The sequence below is a fragment of the Pedobacter sp. GQ55 genome, from assembly GCF_059758925.1.
In genome coordinates this window covers 246,016-267,722 of sequence record NZ_JCAXEI010000003.1, presented here as the reverse complement: position 1 = coordinate 267,722, position 21,707 = coordinate 246,016, and the positions used below count along the sequence as shown (strand labels likewise).

General features: G+C 39.0%; 13 protein-coding genes. 4 read left to right on the top strand and 9 right to left on the bottom strand.

Annotation, left to right across the window (positions count from 1 at the left end):
- Positions 1-4: 4 nt before the first annotated feature.
- From AC6CH7_RS10030 to AC6CH7_RS09995, 8 genes are all read right to left on the bottom strand, one after another.
- The gene (locus tag AC6CH7_RS10030; RefSeq protein ID WP_498262564.1) at positions 5-1,189 is read right to left on the bottom strand and encodes an AGE family epimerase/isomerase; all 1,185 of its coding nucleotides are present in this window, start codon (positions 1,187-1,189) and stop codon (positions 5-7) included.
- A gap of 11 nt (positions 1,190-1,200) precedes the next feature.
- Positions 1,201-3,273 (bottom strand): GDSL-type esterase/lipase family protein, encoded by a 2,073-nt coding sequence (locus tag AC6CH7_RS10025; protein WP_498262563.1) that lies wholly within the window; start codon positions 3,271-3,273, stop codon positions 1,201-1,203.
- A gap of 2 nt (positions 3,274-3,275) precedes the next feature.
- Positions 3,276-4,850, bottom strand: a complete 1,575-nt coding sequence (locus tag AC6CH7_RS10020; RefSeq protein ID WP_498262562.1) for an exo-alpha-sialidase — start codon at positions 4,848-4,850, stop codon at positions 3,276-3,278.
- 30 nt (positions 4,851-4,880) lie between these two features.
- Entirely contained in the window at positions 4,881-6,128 is a 1,248-nt protein-coding gene (locus AC6CH7_RS10015) for an MFS transporter (protein WP_498262561.1), read from the bottom strand.
- Positions 6,129-6,132: 4 nt separating this feature from the next.
- Positions 6,133-7,308, bottom strand: a complete 1,176-nt coding sequence (locus AC6CH7_RS10010) for a galactose oxidase (protein WP_498262560.1) — start codon at positions 7,306-7,308, stop codon at positions 6,133-6,135.
- 17 nt (positions 7,309-7,325) lie between these two features.
- Entirely contained in the window at positions 7,326-8,255 is a 930-nt protein-coding gene (locus AC6CH7_RS10005; protein ID WP_498262559.1) for a dihydrodipicolinate synthase family protein, read from the bottom strand.
- Between the two features lie 80 nt (positions 8,256-8,335).
- Positions 8,336-9,901 carry a RagB/SusD family nutrient uptake outer membrane protein gene (locus tag AC6CH7_RS10000; RefSeq protein ID WP_498262558.1) on the bottom strand — a complete coding sequence of 522 codons (1,566 nt, stop codon included), beginning with the start codon at positions 9,899-9,901 and terminating at the stop codon, positions 8,336-8,338.
- Between the two features lie 21 nt (positions 9,902-9,922).
- The gene (locus AC6CH7_RS09995; protein ID WP_498262557.1) at positions 9,923-13,330 is read right to left on the bottom strand and encodes a SusC/RagA family TonB-linked outer membrane protein; all 3,408 of its coding nucleotides are present in this window, start codon (positions 13,328-13,330) and stop codon (positions 9,923-9,925) included.
- Positions 13,331-13,503: 173 nt separating this feature from the next.
- Between AC6CH7_RS09995 and AC6CH7_RS09990 the strand changes: the two genes are divergently transcribed.
- Together AC6CH7_RS09990 and AC6CH7_RS09985 are read left to right on the top strand one after the other, a co-directional pair.
- Complete coding sequence (locus AC6CH7_RS09990) at positions 13,504-14,208, top strand: FadR/GntR family transcriptional regulator (protein WP_498262556.1); 705 nt, start codon at positions 13,504-13,506, stop codon at positions 14,206-14,208.
- A 44-nt stretch (positions 14,209-14,252) separates the two neighbouring features.
- Positions 14,253-16,433, top strand: coding sequence for a bifunctional alpha,alpha-trehalose-phosphate synthase (UDP-forming)/trehalose-phosphatase (locus AC6CH7_RS09985; RefSeq protein WP_498262555.1), 2,181 nt, complete (start codon positions 14,253-14,255; stop codon positions 16,431-16,433).
- 4 nt (positions 16,434-16,437) lie between these two features.
- Here AC6CH7_RS09985 and AC6CH7_RS09980 read toward each other — a convergent pair whose 3' ends face one another.
- Positions 16,438-18,222, bottom strand: a complete 1,785-nt coding sequence (locus AC6CH7_RS09980) for a glycoside hydrolase family 15 protein (RefSeq protein WP_498262554.1) — start codon at positions 18,220-18,222, stop codon at positions 16,438-16,440.
- A 168-nt stretch (positions 18,223-18,390) separates the two neighbouring features.
- On the opposite strand from AC6CH7_RS09980, the gene AC6CH7_RS09975 reads away from it, so the two are divergent.
- Both AC6CH7_RS09975 and AC6CH7_RS09970 read left to right on the top strand, forming a co-directional pair.
- On the top strand, positions 18,391-19,164 hold the full coding sequence (locus AC6CH7_RS09975; protein ID WP_172663021.1) for an HAD-IIA family hydrolase: 774 nt from the start codon (positions 18,391-18,393) through the stop codon (positions 19,162-19,164).
- A gap of 158 nt (positions 19,165-19,322) precedes the next feature.
- Complete coding sequence (locus tag AC6CH7_RS09970; protein ID WP_498262553.1) at positions 19,323-21,698, top strand: ABC transporter permease; 2,376 nt, start codon at positions 19,323-19,325, stop codon at positions 21,696-21,698.
- The last annotated feature ends 9 nt before the right edge of the window (positions 21,699-21,707 follow it).

The following is a 21,707-nucleotide window of genomic DNA, read 5'->3' as shown; positions in this document are numbered from 1 at the left end:
TGGTTTATGATTTTAAGTGTTCGCTTAATAAAGATAGACAATACCATTCCTGTCTGGGTAAATGAAATGGCCCTTTAAATAAGTTTCCTTTGGCTGTTTGGGCCAAGCTGCCATCGCGATGCAAATACCCAAACCATTCGCCATTTTTAGGATCATGGAAATGCTGATATGCATAATCGTTAACCATTTTATGCCATTTTGCATATTTCTCATCGCCGGTAATGGTGTATGCCAGCAATGTAGCTATAATCACTTCATTATGAGGCCACCAAAATTTCATGTCCTGCCAGTACTCCTGAACGGGTTTGTTGTATACATCCCTAAAATACAAGATACCCCCATGCTCCTTATCCCATCCACGTTCCCACATGTAATCGAGCATTTTACAGCCTAGCTTTATTAAATGCGGATCATTATTTCTGTATTTAGCCTCATGTAATATGAACCATGCACCTTCAATTGCGTGACCTGGATTTAAGGTTCTTCCATCAATATGATCAACAATACTACCATCAGGAGCTACCTGCTCCATAACGCACTGAATATCATCTTTAACAAAGAACTGTTCTATTTCGGCAATCCATTTGTCAATCCACTCATTACAGCGCGGATCACCAATTGTTTCGCGCAATTGCTGTGCAGTGTTCATCATAATCATTGGAACACCGATTCCTTTTGTTGGTCTTGTACCGGCAAACTTTGCTGGTAATAAACCAGGTGTAGTTGAATACTCTATACATTTACCAAATAAATACCTGGCTTTGGCTGCAGCGGCTTCATCTCCACTGGCTTTAGCATAGGCAGCATTAGCAATTACAGCAAAGGTTTCTGAAAAATAATAACGGCGCTTACGAATAGGTTGCCCATCGCGCGTTACATGAAAAAACATTTGCCCATCCGTATCAAAACAATAATTATTTAAAAAATCTATCCCCGACTTAGCCCCATCAAGCCATTCCTGTTTTTGTTCTACGGTATTGTATAAGGTAGAGAGTAACCAGGCTGCCCTGCCCTGTATCCAAACGGCTTTATCATCATCAATCAAACTACCATCCTTATCGCGCATTAACAGATAACCACCGTATTCAGTATCTATAGATCTGGGAAACCAAAAGGGGACGGTGTCGTTCAATAACTGATTACGGTAGAATGTTTTAAGGTTCTGTAAATCTTGTACAGTATAACTCATTTTGAAATATTTTAATTTAATGGAATTGAAAAAGTTGAAGCCGGCAGACCTGCCTCATTAACCAGGTTGGCCCTGGTAAAGGGCTCCCATGCATATAGCACTTCTTTTATGATTTCACCCTGTGGAATCTTTAAAATCACCTTATTATTAATTATAGTGGCTTTTGCGGTGATGCGATATCCTTTTGGGTTTGTGAATTGAAAACCCATTAGGGGTTCTCCGTTTCGTGTAGAAAGTTTTTTAGCCTCAGTAAATGAAAGTATGATATTGTTCTTCTCTTGTTTAAAGCTTGAAATGCTAGGGCCATTAGCGGCGATAGACCTGTGATAAGTGTTTTTAAGGGCCAAAAGTGCTAATCGTTGCCCAACTTCCATTTTTCTGCTGGGGTGGACGTTTAAAGAATCACCTACATCAGAACTTACAGCCATACCGGTATTAGGTATGGCTTTTAATAATTTACGCTGGGCATCTCTGAAATAAGGCCATGACGGGCGATCTATACTTGAAAGTTGCACGTAATAAAAGGGAAAATCGTATCCCCACTTTTTGCGCCAGCTATGTACCAATACTGGAAATGTATGTTTATATAAATCTAGGTTTTGCGCATTGCTCTCGCCCTGATACCATATTACACCCTTTATAGGAAATTGAGTTAGTTTGGCTACGCCTGCCTCGTAATTGTAAATTGGCTCGTATGGATGGCGCTGTTTAGGATTTGATGCTTCTTTAAGATTAACATCGGCACGACCTCTGGCCCACTCCTGTATAAAATCAGATTTTCGCCAATCCGTAAGCACATCAACAAGTTGCTCATCGTGTTCCATAGTATACCTGTCGATCCAGGATTCTATAGTTGAACCGCCAACGGCAAGTTGTATTAAACCAATGGGCACTCCTGATTCTTCTGCCACTTTTTTACCGAAATAGTATCCTACTGCAGAAAAGCCTGCAGCTGTTTCTGAAGTGGTTGGCGTCCAGCTTCCCGAAAAGTATTTAAGCGCATTAACTTGTTCTAGAGTTTTGGCATCCCATGGGGTATCATTTGTTTCCGCGTACTGATTAAACTTAAACAACCTTATCCTATTCGCTTTGATTTGAGCTAGTTCTGCTTTCCCTGTTTTAGCAGCACTTAAAGTAAATGACATATTTGACTGCCCTGAACATAGCCAAACATCGCCGATAAGAATGTCTGTCAAAGAAATGGTTTTATTGCCTGATTGCACACTTAACTCATATGGCCCGCCATGTGACATTTCGGGAAACAGAACCCTCCATTTACCATCATTATCAGCAACTGCAGTAAGGTGTTTATGATTAAATAAAACTTTAATTTGTTCATTGCTATTTGCTGTGCCATATATACTTATAGGTTTATTGCGCTGAAGCACCATATGATCTGTAAAGATTTCTGGAAGCTCAAGTCCGCCATAATTGCCGGTAAGGTATCCGTAAACAGTTTTTGCGATGATGGCTGCTCCTTCCTTATCGGGATGCAGGTTATCGGCAAACAAATCGGGCCTGTTATATAAAGTCGATGTTAGATCAATTAAGCCGGTATTGTTAGCCTGGGCAATTTCAATTATTTGTTCCTGAATTTGCCAATACCAATCGCGTGTGCCAGATTTAAACCTTGGATGGCCATTAAATATGGGTGTAAGTTTACATATGAATAGCTTTACATTGGGATTTTGTTTTTTAAGTGTATCCAATAGCCATGAATAGTCTGATTTGAAATCGCCTTTAAATTCAGGCCAATCTCTGGGATCAGTATCGTTCAAACCAAGGTGTACAATCGCAATGTCAGGCTTAAAAGACATAGCATCCTGAAACTGCTTTGTTTTATAATAAGGCCTGTGTCCCTTTTTTAAAAGTGTAGCTCCACTTAGGCCAAAGTTTTTAACCTCATATTTTTGCCCAAGTAAATCCTGTAATACTGAAGGGTAAGATTCTTTTGCAGGATTTTTGAGACCGGCGCCAAAAGTTACTGAATTACCAATACAGGCAACCCGTACCTCCTGACTGTACGAGGTTAATTCAAGTGACCATAGCATTACAAATAGCAATATTGACCTTTTCCTGAACATAATTATTTAATGATATCGCTTACTGGAACCCTTACAAATAATAAACTACTTATGCCTTCGTACAAAATACCAATGGTATAGTCGTCGATTTTTGTAAGCGAAGAATAGCCAAAAGAATCACGTTCATCTATTAGTAATTGATTGGCGGGCATCCAGGTTTCGCCCATATCCAAGCTAGCTTTGATGGTGATATCCCTTCTTGGTGCCTTGGAAACATTTGGATTACTAAAGAACAACACGTCTTTTAATACCCCTTTAACCTTAACTTTTGCTTTAATAAAACTTCCCATGCAAACAGGATCTGCAAGTGCATTATAAGAGGTTGAATGTGCAGTCCAGCTTTTACCCATATCGGTAGTAGTAGCGATGCTTCTAAAGCTTCCTCTGTTATCTCTCATATTTAGCATGATGGTTCCTGGAGCGGTTTCTACCAATTGGCTTTCCGTGGTATTAGATTTTGCACCGATCCCGCTTTTCCATGTTTTACCATGGTCATCGCTATATATTAATGTAGAATGCGGCATTTTTTGAGCATCCCAATATTGTGCAGGGAAAACAATCTTGCCACCAGCCATAGCAATACCATTTCCTGGACCAGGGAAAAACAATCTCCATTCCGGATTCTTTACCTGTGAAGTGATACTATAAGGTTTGCTCCAGGTAAGTCCATCATCAGTACTGCTGGTTACCACAAATTGCCCTGTTTCTTCGGGTGTAAGGCCTGGGCCAGAACCGGCAATAGAGCGATTTCCTTTACTCCATAAAGCTGAAACCCATATGGTTTTGGTAACCGGATCGTACAAAACAGAAGGATCGCCTACACCACTGTTTTCATCTGCACGCCCCATGTCCATAATGGTTTTCATTGAATCCCATGTTTTACCACCATCAGTACTTCGGCTCATGCCTACATCTATGTTTGCCGGAAGATCACCACTGTGATCATAACGGATATCGTAAACTGAAATCAGGGTACCTTTGTCAGTAGTAACGATTCCCGGGATACGATAGGTATGCACGTTTTCATCTTTAGGCTTACGCAATGCAATGCCAAGTGGTTTCGCTGTATGCTTATTCTGATTAATTTTATAAGCGAGCCCAGATAAATCAGTAAAGAAATCTGTTTTCAGATCTAATTTGTGATCTATATTGGCATCGTTCTTTAAGCCAACGCTAAGCCAGAAATAATGAATACCTGGTTTTAATTTTACATCAAAAGGAATGATAAATTTATTGCCTGAAGGAACAGTGCTTCCGATTGATTTAGCGCCATTAAAGTCAGGTTTTTCATTACCCTGATATACTTCCAGCTTAGCTATATCTTTTATTGCTTCTTTATCTACAGATCCGGAAATGGCTTTATAGGCAATTTCCGCATTTCCTGCAGGTATGTTTACCTCAATACGCAGGTAAGCATTTGCCTCCATTCTTTTAAATATTGGATTCTCTGTAGAAACGGCGGTAATTTTTATAGCGTTAGTACCTGTTTCTGTATATATTTTTTTGCTACATGAGGTAATGCCTAATACAATAATCATTACCAGAATAGCTTTCATAATATTTCGCTGTATCATCATCTTATATAAATCTATTTAACTATCAAACTACTACGCATCAACAAAATCGTTATGTTGTGGACGCAAAAAATAAAGCTGAACAACCAATGCAATGACCACAATTCCGGCAAGCATTGCGAAATCTTTACCAAGACTGCCGGCATCAGAAGATTTGCCTAATAAATCGGTTATAAAAGCGCCGAAGAATACTCCGGTCATATTCATTAATCCGTATGCCGTTGCCCTGTATTTGGCCGAAACAAATTGACAAAGAATGGGCATATTGTTGGCATCAAACATTCCAAAGCCTATACCAAAGCAAATAGCCGCCCCAACAACATGAAAGAGTGAGTGGCCAAAGCCCAGTAACAATAACGATGGAATGGTTAATGCCAAACCAATCGCACTAGTATAAATACGCCCTTTGATGTTTTTCTGCACCCATTTATCAGACAAAATACCCCCAAATATTACCCCTAGAAAGGAAGAAGCCGCTATTGTAATGGTTGACAGTGGTCCGGCAGTTGCCATTGGAATATTTAGGTTTTGCGCAAATAATGTCGGCAACCAGTTCTTTGCCGCCCAGCCGGGTAAACTTGGAACTGCAAAATAGAACAGAATAATCCAAAAAGAAATATTTGTAAGCAGCAACCACAACCCTTTAAAAAGTGAGGTTTTGACGCTTATTATAATTTTATCAGATACCATTTCATCATCACTTGCCTTTTTCTCTCTTAAAAAGAGGATTAAAATAAACGAGTAAACAATACCCGCTATTCCGAACCAATGAAAGGTAGATTGCCATGAGAACTTATCGGCAATGGTGGCTCCAAAACCTCCTAAGGCCTGGCCCATGTATAGTCCAGTCATATGAATCCCAATAGCTAAAGATCGTGTTTTAGGCGAGTGGAAATCGGCTATTAAAGACAATCCTGCGGGAATATAAAGGGCTTCGCTAACACCCATTATTGCCCTTAACCAATAGATTTGATTAAAGGTTTCGGCATTGCCCATTAAAAATGTAACACCCGACCAAACAAATAGACTACCTATAATTAACCATTTTCTATTGAATTTATCGGCTATAATCCCTGAAACAGGGCTCATAAAACCGTATATCCATAGAAAGATTGCCATCAGATAACCGAAGTTGGTGGCCGATTGTAGTTCTGCAATGTCAATTTGCATTGCGGCCTTCATGGTCGACAGCATTTGTCTGTCCATATAATTTAATAATGCCACCACCCACAGCAATCCAACAAGCACCCAGGCATAATTATTTGTGTTTTTCTTTAGCATATTATTATTTTTTTGAAGCTAAATGGGTTTCTATCTTACCTATCATTACCAATGGGGTCCGCACACCAGGTTTTATTTCTCCGTTAGATAGAACAACATCTTTGCCCCATTTAGTAGCAGTTGTAGTAACATGTGCCTGAAAAGGCAGCGGACCTAATTTAGTCCATGTATTTTTATTAGTATTATACACCAGTTGTATTTTATAAAACCCCTTATGGTTAATGCTTAACTTATTCTTTTCTAAAGTAAGTTTATCTTTCTCCTCCTGTGACGCAGACTTAGCTATTTGGGATATGTATTTCTCTATTTTATGAAAAACCGCTCCATTATCGCCACCTGTAACCAAAATAAGATCATTAGCTACGGCAACTCCAGCTCCGGCAGAAAAATTAGTTGTTAGTTTGCCATCAGAAATATCAGCCAGCTTTTGCCAGCTGCCTGCATCAAAATCATAAGCGTAAGTTGTATGGTGTAAATCACTAATTCCTGATGGTGTTTTAGTACGGCCGCCAATTACAAAAATTTTGTCAGCCTGGGCTACAACCAAGGCGTTTGCTAATTGCACCGGCAGGCTCGGTAATTTTTGCCATATCGGATCTTTAACATTTAGATCGAGTTTATAAAAGGCATCAGATGAACTTTTTTCTTTATCACCTCCCACCAGATAAACCGTGTTACCAATATGAGTAAGTCCGGTATTAGTAACAGCAATTGGCAAATCGGGTAATTTTTTTACAATGATATTCAATTCCGGAGTATCCCAGTTAATGAGAAACGCTTTGTTAGATAAACCGCTATGACCTTCGCCACCGGCATAAACCACTCCCAAATCAGTTGAAGTATTACCGCAATAAGCTACAGGCTCTGGTAGTTTTGATGTTTTTGTACTCCAAACATAGCGTCCGTTTTGCTTAAGCAATATCTGAATCTTGTCAGAATAATACTTCTTACCTCCTTCCCATGGCATTTTATCAGGGAAATTAGCGCCTCCTGCAACCAAAAGGGCGTCATTATAAACAGCATTTACAGCACCTGCAAAGCCCAATGAAGTACTACCATCTGCATTTTGCAGTTTTGCAGCTGCACACCATTGCACTCGCTCTATTACAGTTTCTTGGGCAGAAACATCAGTTAACATTAGCATAAAAGGGATTGATAAAGAAAATAAGTATTTGTTCATAAGCCTATTATTAAAAACTAATGAGGCACATTTGATTTAAAAGTATTAAAATCAAGCGCTGCTACATCAGATTTAAATTGTTCAAACTGATTGCTATCCATGTTTTTAACTGGTAACCTAAACGCTCCACAATCTACTCCAACCACTTTCATATAAGCTTTTCCTGTAGCTATACCACCGTATTTACCTAACAATCTGATCATATCTATAGATTGCTGCTGCAGTGAATTGGCTTTTTTTAAGTCGTTATTTTCAAAAGCATCGATCATATCATAATATAAAGGAGCTGCATAGTTAAATGTACTGCCTACTGCCCCTTTTGTGCCCAGCACTAGTGCCGAGAGCATATTCTCATCGCGACCCCAAAGCATGTCGTACTTTCCTTCTTTAAAGTTTATACAAGATAAGAAATCCATAAAATCTTCGTGTGTATATTTTACTCCCGCAAAGTTTTCAATTTTACCATCAACCGCCTGCAACAAATCATACATAGCAAAGCCTACTCCAGTTAGCACAGGGATGTGGTAATAATAGAAAGGCATATCTGGCACTACCGCGGCAATTTCTGCGCAAGCTTTAGCCAGCATATCTACATTTGCAGGTTTGAAATAGAAAGGAGCAGTAAAAGAGACAGCGTAAAGCCCAATCTGTTTAGCATACAAAGCAAGTTCTTTACAATCTGTAATGCTTGTACCTCCTAAAAATAACATCACTTTAAAATCAGGATCATCATTGGTGCAATCGGCCCAGGCTTTGGCTACTTGTTTTTTTTCATCTGTAGACATGGAAACACCTTCACCGGTTGATCCGCAGATGAAAGCGCCTGTAACTTTATTGTGTTTTAAAAATCTATAGTAATCAGGAATAATAGTTAAGTTGATGGCTCCATTATTGTCCATTGGAGTAAAAGGAGCGGCGATTAAACCCTCTAATTTTTGAAATGACATGATGTTCTTAGTTTATTGTAAATATTACGTTAATGTGCCGGAGATTTTTATCCGACACATTAACAATAATTAGTGAAATATTAAGGTTTTGTAGTAATGTAACCAGGTGTTTGATTCACAGTTGGGTCGTTTGTCCATACCCCCTTATCAATTGGCCAAAGGATTTTATAGGCTTCAGTACCTTTGTTCAATACACCATAAGGATGACTGATACTTTTGAACGCTAAAGGTTCCGAACCAATTTTCATACGGCGTAAATCATACCAACGTTTGCCTTCGAACACAAACTCTTTTGTACGTTCTGTAAAAATAGCCAATTCATTCTTGTCTTTTGAACCAGCTACGAAAGGTGTAGGATCAAGACCGGGGCCAAATGCGCGGTCACGGATCAGCTTAATAAATGGTGATGGATCCGCGCCCTCTGCATTTGCAATTTCCGCTAATAGCAATTGTCTGTCGGCCTCCCTGTAGATTGGATAATCGTCGATAAAGTATTTCTTATTCGTTGTCGTTGCCGGATCAGGACCAATAAATTTAACTAGTGCTGTATTTCTAATGGTTACTACTTTTGGGTTAGCCGCTGCATTTACTTTGTAGTAATCGTAAAAAGTAGCGTTTCTGCGGGTGTCTGCAACACCGTAGGACTGGAACAACTCAAAGGTATAACCATAACGCTGGATCACTTGCAGGGAATTTGTACTTTGTAATTTCAAAGGATCTACTAATAACGGGCCGCTCGCTAAAGAATCTTTGTAGTGCTGCGAGTCGAAATTAAAGGTTGAATAGGTAAATGCAGCAACCGGCATTTCGGCCTCACCTACATTATAGCGAATGGCAAAAATGATTTCGCTATTGTTTTTCGTTTTGAACACGTCGGCGAAATTACTTAACAAGCTGGCTCCAGTAACCGCATTTAATGCAGTCTTGGCTTCTGCTAAATCAGCAGTGGTATTGTAAACCTTTGCAGACCATAAATATACTTCACCTTTTAACATCAAAGTGGCATTTAAAGACCATTGGCTTCTGTCAGCCCCGGAACCTGTTCCACCGAATAAGGAAACAGATTTATTGACATCGCTTTTGATCTGTGCCAAAACTTCTGCCTCTGTTGCTCTTGCTTTGCGTAATGTTAATGGATCTTGCTGACCATTGGAAACATCCGGCACCAGAGCCAAAGGAACACCTCCATAAGTTCTTAACAAGTGAAAATAATAATACGCACGTAAACCATACGCTTGTCCCAACAATGTATTTTTCTTTGTTTGATCAAGAAAACCAATCGCTTCTACTCTCTGGATAAATAAATTGATCTGTAGGATCGGACTATAAAGTCCCGCCCAGCTGCTCACCCCGGTTGTAACTTCAGAAAGATCCTGTTGAATCACATTCAACTCAGATAAAGAAGTGTTTTGCCTGTCAACGTTACTAAAACCTCCCCCTCTAAGCTCTCCCAGTCTGAAAAACTGGAATTGGTTATCCCGGAATTGTTTGTGAATTCCGACCATGAAATTGGTGACCTGCGCATCGTTTTGCCAGAAACTGTTATCTCCAAAATAATCTTCAGGAACAAGATCTAAGGTCTTTTTGCATGAAGTGCCAGCAAGGACAATCATTACTGCACATATGATGTATTTAAATGTCTTCATCGGTTTAAAAATAAGTGTATATTAAAAAGTAAGGTTCATTCCGAAGATCAACTTCGTTGGAATAGTGTAAGCACTAGACTGTGCTCCTGTACGTTCAGGTAAATTCAACTGTTTGTTGGTGATATATCCTAAATCCTGCCCGGTTACTGTAAAAGTAAGCGCACTTAGCTTTGCACGCTCCAACAACTTTGCAGGTAAGCTGTAACTTAAGGAAACCTCCCTGAAAGCAAGATACCCTGAATTGACTAAGAACATTGAACTGGGGCGATCAAAGTTTTTAGCATTTAACTGATCTGCCCAGGTATAGCGCGGATAAGGTGCATTTACGTTTTGTGGCGTCCAGGTATCTTTCACCACATCGGTGGCATTAAATTCACCCTGGAAACTTCCTAAAGTCCACATCTGCTGGAAATCCATTTGTGTGTGTCCTAAAGCATAATCAATTCTGGTGTATAAGCTAAATCCTTTATAAGAAACGCTGGTATTGAAACCACCTTGCCAACGAGGTAAACTACGACCCAGAGAAACCATATCTCTGGTATCAATTGTATCATTACCATCTACGTCTTTCCATTTCATGTCACCCAGTTGCGTAGCAATAAATGTAGTTGAGCCTGCATTTAAATTCTTGCCATTGATAAGCACCTGACTGGCCACTTTTTTACCGGCAGAAGCCCCATACCATACTTGTCCGGCAGCCAAATCTATTTTATTATAAGCCGCCAGATCTTCTGCATTTCTAATAATACCATCACTTACAAAACCATAGATCTCTCCCCACTCTCTGCCTTCCTGTAAGCCTTCTACCCAAACCAGTCCTTTTGTTGCGGGATCATAAACCTGCCGGCCACCCTGTCTGTTATTTTCGTTTCCATTGTAAGGAAGCTTAGTAACAATATTTTTGTTCCATGCTGCGTTTGCACCAACCTGCCATTTTACGGCACCATCTCTTAAAATTTTGTAACTTGCTTCAAGCTCAACACCGCGGTTGCGCATGCTTCCGTTATTGGTACGGATACTACCCACACCTGATGATAGCGGCACTTCAATATAGGCCAGTTTATCTGTTGTATTTCTATTGTAAACAGCAGCCTGAGCAGTTACGCGGTTATCAAATAATCCAACTTCAAGTCCTGCTTCAACAGTAGTTGTTTTTTCCCACTTTAAATTAGGGTTAGCAGGTGTGTTTAGAAAACCAACAACACCATTATAAGGTAGTTGCGCAGAATACGCACCCTGAACTTCATATAAACCAACAGCATTAGATGTACCTATACCAATATTTCCATTTTTACCCCAGCTTCCTCTGATTTTCAAATAAGACAACCAGCTTTTAGTTGAAGCCATAAAGTCTTCCTGGTGTACAAGCCATCCCACAGATGCTGCCGGGAAAATTCCATATTGGTTATCGCCAGCTAATCTGGAAAATCCATCTCTCCTCACAGTGAAAGAAGCTAGATATTTACTATCAAAATCGTAATTCAATGTTCCAAAAGACGAAAGGATGCGTTCTTTGGAATGCCAGGAATCAGTATTTCTCTGGCCAATACCACCAACATCTTTAATGGTTAAGCCTAGATCTGAGAAATCATCAGTCGGCGCCAATCTACCACTCGCACTAAAACCTTTATCGTAAGCCTCATAATATTCAAAACCTGCCATGGCATCTACATGGTGTTTACTTGCAACATCTATCTTGTAATTTGCAACCGCATTATAAGTTTGTTTGATAGAGCGACTAAAATAAGCACCAGAGCTTCTATCTCTGTTCCAGCCCACTGCCGGATTGGTTAAACTCATTACACCTGTACGATAATCCTTATTAAAACTTTCATCAAATTCTTCATCGTAAAATAAAATACCTTTAACCCGTACATTCAGATTTTTGGCCAGGTCAATTTTAAAAGCCTGATTCAAAGTGAATTTATCGCTTTGGTTATTCACTTTGAATTTATCCAAATTAAATAGAGGATTTCCATCTGAAGCATCACGCCCCAATAACAACTCGCCTTTTGCATTGGTTCCGCGCATGGTTGGAGGTGCAGAAAGCATCCGGCCCCAATAGTTCGATTCCCCATTAATTAGCGTTTGATCCCTCCAATTAGCACGGGTAAACTGAATACCACTTTCAGAAGTTAACCAGGGTTTAATTTTATAGTCACCGTTTAATGTAAAGTTCAAGCGGCGGTAAAAAGTATTTAAAGCCAATCCATCTTCATTATAATAACCCAGATTGGCATAATAATTACCATTTTCATTTCCACCGTCCATCGCAATGTTATAATCCTGCGTATATGCTTTGGATTTAAAAGCCATGTCGCCATAATTGAAATCCTTGTAGATTAAATCTGCATAGGTTCCATTAGCATCGTAATTTCCAAGAGCATTTGTTGGAACAGCATCTTTCATTGTTTTCCAACCAGGCTGCCCCAACAACTCTCTATTCACATCCGTTAAACGCATGGTACTCCAAATGCCTCTATTGTCATAATTTCCATCCACTAAATTACCTGCAGCATCCTTATAAACGTTACCCGTACTTCGTGGACCAACGGCAGATAGTGCTGTATTAGAAGTTAAGGTACCTAGTGTTCCATTTCTCATGGCTTCTACTACCCCAAGGCGTGTCCACTTGATATAATCTTCCGCGTTTAAAAATTTATAAGGAATATTTAAATAATTGAAGCCTGTTTTAGCCTTTACACTAATAGAAGAAGAGCCTGCTTTCCCTCTTTTAGAGGTGATAAGAATTACCCCATTACTTGCTCTTGCACCATAAATGGCAGTTGCTGCTGCATCTTTCAATACTTCCATGCTTGCAATGTCTTCAGGATTAATATCACTTAATGAACCACGAACCTGACCATCTAAAAGAATCAGCGGACTTCCGCTACCATCAAAATTAGTTCCCCCTCTTAAAATCACACTAGCCACTGACCCCGGTCTACCTGTTGAAGTCGTTACCCTTAATCCCGGAATTGTACCCGCTAAGGCCTGCGCAGGATTAGAACGTATTCCCGTTTCCAGCACTTTATTATCGAGTTTCGATACAGAAGCAGTTAGTTTTGATCTTTTCTGGGTGCCATAGCCGGTTACCACAACTTCATTCAAGCCTTGCATATCTTCAATGAGTGTAATAGTGGGTGAAGACTGACTTCCAACGGCTACTTCTTGTGTAACATATCCTGTATAACTGATTACAAGGACCTCTCCTTTTTTTACAGAGATTGAAAAATTACCAGCATCGGTGGTTGCAGTTCCAATTTTGGTTCCTTTAATCAAAACACTAGCCATAGGTATCCCCTGCCCTTTGGCATCTACTACCCGTCCAGATATTTTAGTGTTTTGGCCTGATACAGTAAGCATTGCTATGCTTAAAATTAACGTTAGCAGGACTTGACTAACGTACTTTTGGTAAAGTCTTTTCATTGTTTTTTTGGTTAGGTTTTAGCATTATGTATAACATAATAAGACTAAGGTGTGACTTATATTTCTATATTGCAAGAAATATTTATATTATTTTTATTAACATTGTATTGAAATAACAGCTTAATCTTTATTTTTAGCTATTTCTACCGATAAAAACATATGTATAACATAATATGACGCCTAACCCTACTGAATCCCTCATTCAATTAGATACCAGTTCGCTGGTTGATAAAGTTGAAGCCAACCTTGTTAAGCTCCTTGTAGAAAGGAAATTAAAAGTTGGTGATATTATACCTACAGAATTAGACCTATCCAGAAGTCTGGGGGTAAGTCGTACCGTTGTCCGCGAAGCGCTTTTAAGGTTACGAATGATGGGCCTTATAGATACAAAGAAGAAAAAAGGTTCAGTAATTACCAGTCCCGATATCTTCGGCATTATGAGCAAAAGCATGAATCCTCATATTCTGGATCAGGATACCCTAAGAGAGATATTTGAATTAAGGCTGGTGCTGGAAATAGGAATGGCTGATCTTCTTTTTCAACGTATCACCCCAAAAGATATAGAAGAGTTAAAAGAGATTGTGAAAACTGAGCCTGATACCGCAAAAGATCATATTTTTCATATAGACCATGAGATCATATTTCATGGAAAGCTTTACGAAATAGCAGGTAATGAAACACTAAAACGATTTCAAAAAATGCTGTTACCTGTTTTTGATTATGTACACAACAGCGGTTTATTGAAAAAACCTGCTCAAATTCAAAAATTCGTATCCCATAAAGGACTGATCGATATTCTCGAGAATGGCTCTCCTGAACTATTTAGAAACGGCATGAGAAATCACCTTGAAAATCATTTTTTAAGGATCTTTAGTTAATTTATTAAAACAATCAGGCTTTAACTTGGTTGTTTTAGTATAATATGCTAACTAATAACAAAACAATCATCCTATCAAACCGTTTACCAGTTAAAATTACAGAACAAAACGGTGAATACATACTTCGATCTAGTGAAGGCGGACTGGCCACAGGCCTGGGTTCTGTTTATAAACAAGGAAACAATGTCTGGATTGGCTGGCCCGGTATAGAGGTTCCAAAAGAGCGGCAAGAAGAAGTTAAAAAACTACTTGCCTCGCTTAATCTTATTCCTGTTTTTTTAACCACAGACGAGATTAATTTATACTACGAAGGGTTTTCGAACGAGATACTCTGGCCTGTTTTTCACTACCTAACCACATATGCAAACTTTGAACAGGACTATTGGGATTCGTACAAATCTGTAAATGAAAAGTTTAAAGATGCAGCAATAGAAGCAGTTAATGATGGTGATACCATCTGGATACACGATTATCAGTTACTTCTTTTACCTTGTCTGATTAGAAGAGAAAAACCTTTGGTTACCATCGGTTTCTTTCAGCATATACCTTTTCCATCCTACGAAATTTTCAGGTTGATCCCATGGAGAGAAGAACTTATTTCTGGTATGCTTGGAGCAGATTTGCTTGGCTTCCATACTTTTGATGATGTAAGACATTTTCTAAGTGCAGCTTCCAGATTATCAACCAGCATGCTATCAGATAATGTGATCATCCACAAAGACCGACAGGTTGTGGTAGAGGCCTTTCCGATGGGAATTGACGCTGATAAATTTGAAGAACTAACTAAGCATGCAAAAGTAGCTAAGCACTCTGCTTCGTTTAAAGCAAGCCAGGAAGGCCTTAAAATAATCCTGACAATTGACAGATTAGATTACAGCAAAGGTATCATTCAACGTTTACAAGCTTTAGAATTATTGCTTCAGCTCCATCCGGAATACAAAGAAAAGATAGCGCTGTATATGATTGTAGTGCCATCAAGAGATACTGTTCCGAAATATAAAGAGCTTAGAGATCACATTGATCAACTGGTAGGTAACATTAATGCAAGGTTCAGGACAATAGATTGGGTGCCTATCCATTATTTCTACAGATCATTTTCTGTTGAATTTCTTTCGGCGCTATATAGCACCGCCGACATCTGCCTGGTAACCCCTATGCGCGATGGGATGAATTTGGTAAGCAAGGAATATGTTGCCTCACGCACAAATAACGACGGTGTTTTAGTTTTAAGCGAAATGGCTGGGGCATCAAAAGAATTAAATGATGCATTAATTGTTAATCCTAATAACATTGGCGACATTATGCGGGCAATTGTACGGGCAATAGATATGCCTATTGAAGAGCAAAATGCTCGTATGTCAAGCATGAGGCATATTGTTAAAAAGTTCAACATCCACCTGTGGGTTAAAAATTTTATGGATAAACTAAAAGAAGTAAAGCAATTGCAAGAATCTCTATTAACAAAACACGCAGTACAATCAGTAAAAGATCAAATAGCATTAGATTATAAAAAATCAAAAGATCGATACATATTTTTAGATTATGATGGCACCTTGGTGGGCTTTCACGGTGATATAGACAAAGCTTCGCCAGATCAGGAACTTTATGATATATTAAATAAACTGAGTTCTGATCCGGCAAATCGAGTAGTATTGATCAGTGGTCGCAGGTACCAAACCCTACAACAATGGTTCGGACATTTAAATCTGGATATGATTGCGGAACATGGCGCATGGCAAAAGCAGCTTAACGAAGAATGGAAAGCACTTCCGTTATTAACAGATAAGTGGAAACAAGAAGTAAAGGCAGTTTTAGATACCTATACAGACAGAACTCCAGGTTCTTTTATAGAAGAGAAGAGTTATTCGTTAGTATGGCACTACAGAAAAGTAGAAAAAGGATTAGGCGAACTACGTGCCAACGAGATCATAAATCATTTACGCCTGTTCATTGCCGATAAAGGCTTGCAAATGATGCCGGGTAATAAAGTAATAGAATTCAAAAACATAGAAGTAAATAAGGGCAAAGCTGCACAGAACTGGCTATACAATCAAAATCCTGATTTTATAATTGCCCTGGGCGATGATCATACCGATGAAGATATATTTAAGGCATTGCCGCCAGAAGCCTATACTATAAAAGTGGGCGGCAATATATCTGCTGCCCGCTTTTATTTGAAAGATTATAAAGAAGTAAGAGAAATGCTTCGGTCTCTGACTAAATAACATACTATAAGAATATCGGCCTGTCTAGCTTTATTGCAATACGATGGGCCGCATTCATTAAGCCAACATGACTATAAGCTTGCGGAAAATTCCCCCACTGGCTTCCGTCATTTTCATCCACATCTTCACTAAAAAGCAGTAAATGGTTGGCATAATTGATAATTGATTCAAATTCTTTTATTGCATCATCTACCCTGCCCACACAAGCCAACGCTTCTATATACCAGAAGGCACAAATCAGAAAAGTACTTTTGGGCTTTCCAAAATCGTCTGTATGCAAGTATCTGTAGAACAACCCGCGCTCGGCTTTCAGCTCCTTCTCCAATGCGATTAAATGATCTTTGGCTCTTTCAGATTGAGGATCAAGGTAGTTCATCAAAATAAGCTGCAGCGTACTTGCGTCTAAATGTGGACTATTAACCGCGTGAGTATATACCTTACGAACAGGATCATAACAATCCTCTATATGCTTTGCTGCTTTCTCGATCAGTACTGTTGCCCTATCTTCATATTCTTTATTCCCTATCGTTTTGGCCATTTTTAAAGCCGCGTTGGCACCCGCCCATTGAAAAAGATTGGTATAGCAATGCATATTGGCTATATTCCTGAACTCCCACAAACCTGCATCCTTTTCGTCGATAGTACGCTCGATTTTAGCAAGCAGATAATCCAGCCATTGGGTAGAATCCTGTCGCTCTCTAAAAATAAACCTGTGATCTGTATATAGGGGAAGCATAGAAACCAATACCTGTCCGTAAATATCATTTTGAATGTGCTCATAGGCCTGGTTACCTACTCTAACAGGTTTATTTCCTTTATATCCCTTAATATTCTTCAGAATCCGCTCTGTAAGTATCCTTTCGCCGGCAATACCAAACAATGGCTGATACCTCACATCATCTCTAAAAGATATATCTGTTATGTAATTAAAGTACTTTTCCATTTCTTCGAAATGGCCAATATGATTTAAAGAGGTAATTACGTAATACGTATCCCTCATCCAGCAATATCGATAATCCCAGTTCCTTTTACTGCCCGGCGATTCCGGCAAACTGGTTGTACTGGCTGCGATTATTGCGCCCGTATCCTCGTATTGGTGGATCTTTAAAACAAGTGCAGAGCGGATTACCATATGCTGATAAAATCCGGCAATTGTTGAATGCTTAATCCATGTTCTCCAGTATTTAATAGTTTCTCTTAAAAATCGTTCCGCGGTGCTTATTATAGGAGCGTCCAGCTCATGCCCATAGGTTAAGATTAAGTATTTAGGCTCGTTTAACGCAAAAAATTTCTCGTCTTCAATATAACTCAGAGAGATATTGGTACTTAGCTGCATGTCTTCATCAGCTCCATTAAACTCTATATGATTACTTCCACGATGCCCTTTTTGTTTTATCGAGCCATAATTATAAACTGGTTTACATTTTACCCTAACCCTGGGGTTTCCTTCAATAGGTTCTATCTTCCTGATCAGCATTAAAGGTTTATAGTAACGCTCATGCTGATAAAATCTGGGTGCAAAATCAGTTATTCTGTACCTGCCTTCGGTATTGGATATTTCTGTGCAAAGCACATTTGTATTTTCCAGATAAAACTGACTGGAAGTAAATTCGCCACTTGGCTGAATTGAGAACTCTCCTCCTTTATCTTCATCCAATAATCCGCCAAAAACGAAAGAGCTGTCAAACCTTGGCCAGCAAAGCCAATCAACATTAGTGTTTTTATTTATATGCGCCAGATAAGCGCAATTGCCAATAATTCCCGTTTGATATGTGTGTCTTTCTGTCATCTATTATTCAATTGGTGTATATTATAACAACACGGCAACTTATATATTGTTCTTTTTAGTTCCTAAAATTAATATTGAAGCGCATTATGACTGATAATTATTATTAATTTTGAGTAAGAGAATTGAAGCAGTAATGATTTCAATTTTTCTTATAAATAAAAAACACCGATGAAACAAGGACTTTTAATTGACATGGATGGCGTTATCTACAGTGGAGAAGAAATGATTTTTGGAGCCGATAAATTCATAAAGCACCTTCTTGATAATGATATACCCTTTGCTTTTATGACCAACAACAGCCAGCGAACAAGCCTGGATGCTGTGAGAAAGCTAAAGCGGCTGGGGATTACTGTAGATGCAAAACATGTATACACTAGTGCCATGGCCACAGGTAAATTTCTCGGTGATCAAAGTCCTAATGGGACTGCTTACGTTCTGGGAGAAGGTGGTTTATTGACCAGTTTACATGAAAATGGAATTACTCTTGTGGATACTGATCCGGAATTTGTGGTATTAGGTGAAGGAAGAAACTTTACCCTGGAAATGGTTCAAAAGGCAGTAGATATGATTCTGGCCGGAGCAAAATTTATTACTACAAACAGAGATCCTTCCCCTAAAAAGCCGGGGTGGAATAATTTAGGTATTGCCGCCACAACAGCCATGATTGAAGAGGCGACAGGAATAAAGGCATTTGTAATCGGCAAACCTAGCCCGGTCATGATGCGTTCAGCGCGAAAATTTCTTGGTCTGGAAACAGCAGAAACAACAGTTATAGGTGATACTATGGAAACTGATATACAGGGGGGCATACAAATGGGTTATAAAACCATCCTCGTGTTATCAGGAATTTCTGATCAGAACCAGCTTGGCCGTTATGCTTTTAAACCAGATATGATCGTCGGGTCGGTTGATAAAATTGTTTTCCCTCTTAAGTGGTGGTAACTTAGGAGTATTTTAGTACATCTAATTATTTTGTCCAAATATGAACATAAACTGTTCATAACCGAACAGCAAAACATATTTAAGCAGCCCTGGCCCACTTAAATTCGGTTTCCTTGTATTGGCATATCAATTGAATTAACCCACGAAATAACAAGGCCATGTTTAAACACCACCTGCTGCTGATCTACAGAAACTTTAAAAGATATAAAAGCTCATTCTTTATCAATCTGATAGGTCTTAGTGCAGGGCTTTCCTGTACTTTACTAATTTACCTGTGGGTAAACGACGAAATGCAGATCGATCGCTTTCATCATGAAAGACTTTATCAGGTGATCCAGAATGAGCACCTCACAGATCGAGTCCAAACTGTAGAGGGCACACCTGGAATTCTGGCCGAAACCATGGCAAAGGAAATAGCCGAAGTTGAAACCGCAGTTGCTACCTCGCCGGGTTTTTGGCTAGGTCAGAGTAAAGTATCGGCTAATCATAAACCCGCTATAAAAGCGGCTGGTAAATTTGCGGGTCCAGATTTCTTTAAAGTATTTTCTTACCCACTGATAACAGGCAACAAAAACGAAGTACTCTCTGGCAAAAAAACTGTTGCTATTTCAGAAAGCATGGCCATGAAACTGTTTAATAGCACAGATGTAGTCGGTAAAGAAATGGTTTGGAGCAATACTGAAATGCAAGCCGAAAACCACGCAATGGTCTCTGGCGTTTTTAAGGATATTGGTACAAATTCCTCAGAAAAAATTGATTTTTTAGTTTCTTATGATGTGTTGCTAGGCCCTGAAGGAAATTCTGGTTACCGCAAGTGGACAAATTATGGTCCAAGTACATTTGTGGTTCTTAAAAAAGATGCGGATCCCAAGTTGTTCAATGCCAAAATCAAGAATTATTTAAAAAGAAAAGGTGTAAAAGACTATACCTTGTTTATCAGGCCATTTGCGGATAGTTATCTGTACAATCAATTTGAAAATGGTAAGGTTGCTGGCGGAAGAATAGCCTATGTAGGGCTATTTTCGCTTATTGCCGTCTTTATTCTAATCATTGCCTGTATCAATTTCATGAACCTTTCTACTGCAAAAGCATCCAGAAGATCAAAAGAAGTTGGGGTTAAAAAAGTAATGGGTGCACCAAGAGGATCATTAATCTTACAATACCTTTTAGAGTCTATGCTGCTAACCATTATGGCGGTATTTATTTCGCTATTGGTAGTAGAACTAATGCTGCCACAGTTTAATCAGATCACAGGAAAGCATTTAACTTTACAATTCAACAGTACACTCATATTGTTAATACTTGGCGTAACCCTTTTTACAGGTCTACTTTCTGGCAGCTATCCGGCATTATATCTTTCAGGCCTTAAGCCTTCTGTGGCTTTAAAAGGAAAGCTTCAGCTTACCACAGCAGCATTGCTAACAAGGCAAGGACTTGTAGTTTTTCAATTTGCTTTTTCAGTGATCCTGATTGTGGCCGTTCTTATCATCTATAAACAGATTGAATATGTACAGAAATCGAATCCGGGCTATAAAAAAGATAATGTATTGTATTTTGAAACAAACGGCAAACTGAGAAACAATATAAATTTTGTGATCGATGAAGTAAAGAAAATAGATGGTGTTGTAAATGCATCAAGTATAGATCGGGAACTGCTTGGTGATTTAAGCTATACTCTTGGCGACTTTGGATGGGAAGGAAGAGATCCTAAAGAAGTTATTAAATTTCAACGGGCAGATGTCAACGCAGGCTTGATAGAAACCCTTGGAATAAAAATGGCCGCAGGGCGAAGTTTTTCTGACCAATTTGGTTCTGATACTTCTAAAGTCATCATTAATGAAGCTGGCATTAAGGTAATGCGCTTAAAAGACCCTGTGGGTAAAATTTTTAAGCTATGGGGTAACGATATGCAGATCATTGGTGTTGTAAAAGATTTCCATTTTGAATCTCTTCATCGAAAAGTTGGCCCCATGTTTATCAGGTACAAACCCACACACACCAACAGGGTTATGGTAAAAATAAAAGCAGGAAGTATAAAGCCGGTAATAGAAGAACTTCAAAAATTCAACACCAAATACAACCAAGAATATGCTTTTGATTATAAGTTCCTGGATCAGGATTTTCAAGCTCAGTATGTAGCAGAATCCCGGGTAGCTGTATTGTCAAGATACTTTGCTATGTTGGCAATAGTAATTTCCTGCTTAGGCCTATTTGGACTAGCTACCTTCACTGCTGAAAAACGATTTAAAGAAATTGGCATCAGAAAAATTTTAGGTGCTTCAGAGTTCAATGTAGTCTATATTCTGTCTAAAGATTTTACTAAACCTGTACTTATTTCAATTCTAATTGCCTTACCTATCGGATATTTACTGGGCAAAAACTGGTTAGACTCGTTTGCATATCGAGTTGATTTAAAACTTTGGTTCTTTATCGTCTCCGGGTTTTTAGCCTTTCTCATTTCTCTTGCAACTGTCTTTTTTCAGGCGTTTAGAGCTGCAAAAATGAGCCCGATTGAGGCGATTAAAGCCGAATAATATTAATAG

What these genes read in the sequence shown, in the direction of transcription:
- AC6CH7_RS10015 (WP_498262561.1), bottom strand. Translation starts at nt 6,128, where the DNA reads ATGCTAAAGAAAAACACAAATAATTATGCCTGGGTGCTTGTTGGATTG.
- AC6CH7_RS10000 (WP_498262558.1), bottom strand. Translation starts at nt 9,901, where the DNA reads ATGAAGACATTTAAATACATCATATGTGCAGTAATGATTGTCCTTGCT.
- AC6CH7_RS10025 (WP_498262563.1), bottom strand. Translation starts at nt 3,273, where the DNA reads ATGTTCAGGAAAAGGTCAATATTGCTATTTGTAATGCTATGGTCACTT.
- AC6CH7_RS10030 (WP_498262564.1), bottom strand. Translation starts at nt 1,189, where the DNA reads ATGAGTTATACTGTACAAGATTTACAGAACCTTAAAACATTCTACCGT.
- AC6CH7_RS10005 (WP_498262559.1), bottom strand. Translation starts at nt 8,255, where the DNA reads ATGTCATTTCAAAAATTAGAGGGTTTAATCGCCGCTCCTTTTACTCCA.
- AC6CH7_RS09980 (WP_498262554.1), bottom strand. Translation starts at nt 18,222, where the DNA reads ATGACAGAAAGACACACATATCAAACGGGAATTATTGGCAATTGCGCT.
- AC6CH7_RS09990 (WP_498262556.1), top strand. Translation starts at nt 13,504, where the DNA reads ATGACGCCTAACCCTACTGAATCCCTCATTCAATTAGATACCAGTTCG.
- AC6CH7_RS10020 (WP_498262562.1), bottom strand. Translation starts at nt 4,850, where the DNA reads ATGATGATACAGCGAAATATTATGAAAGCTATTCTGGTAATGATTATT.
- AC6CH7_RS09985 (WP_498262555.1), top strand. Translation starts at nt 14,253, where the DNA reads ATGCTAACTAATAACAAAACAATCATCCTATCAAACCGTTTACCAGTT.
- AC6CH7_RS10010 (WP_498262560.1), bottom strand. Translation starts at nt 7,308, where the DNA reads ATGAACAAATACTTATTTTCTTTATCAATCCCTTTTATGCTAATGTTA.
- AC6CH7_RS09975 (WP_172663021.1), top strand. Translation starts at nt 18,391, where the DNA reads ATGAAACAAGGACTTTTAATTGACATGGATGGCGTTATCTACAGTGGA.
- AC6CH7_RS09995 (WP_498262557.1), bottom strand. Translation starts at nt 13,330, where the DNA reads ATGAAAAGACTTTACCAAAAGTACGTTAGTCAAGTCCTGCTAACGTTA.
- AC6CH7_RS09970 (WP_498262553.1), top strand. Translation starts at nt 19,323, where the DNA reads ATGTTTAAACACCACCTGCTGCTGATCTACAGAAACTTTAAAAGATAT.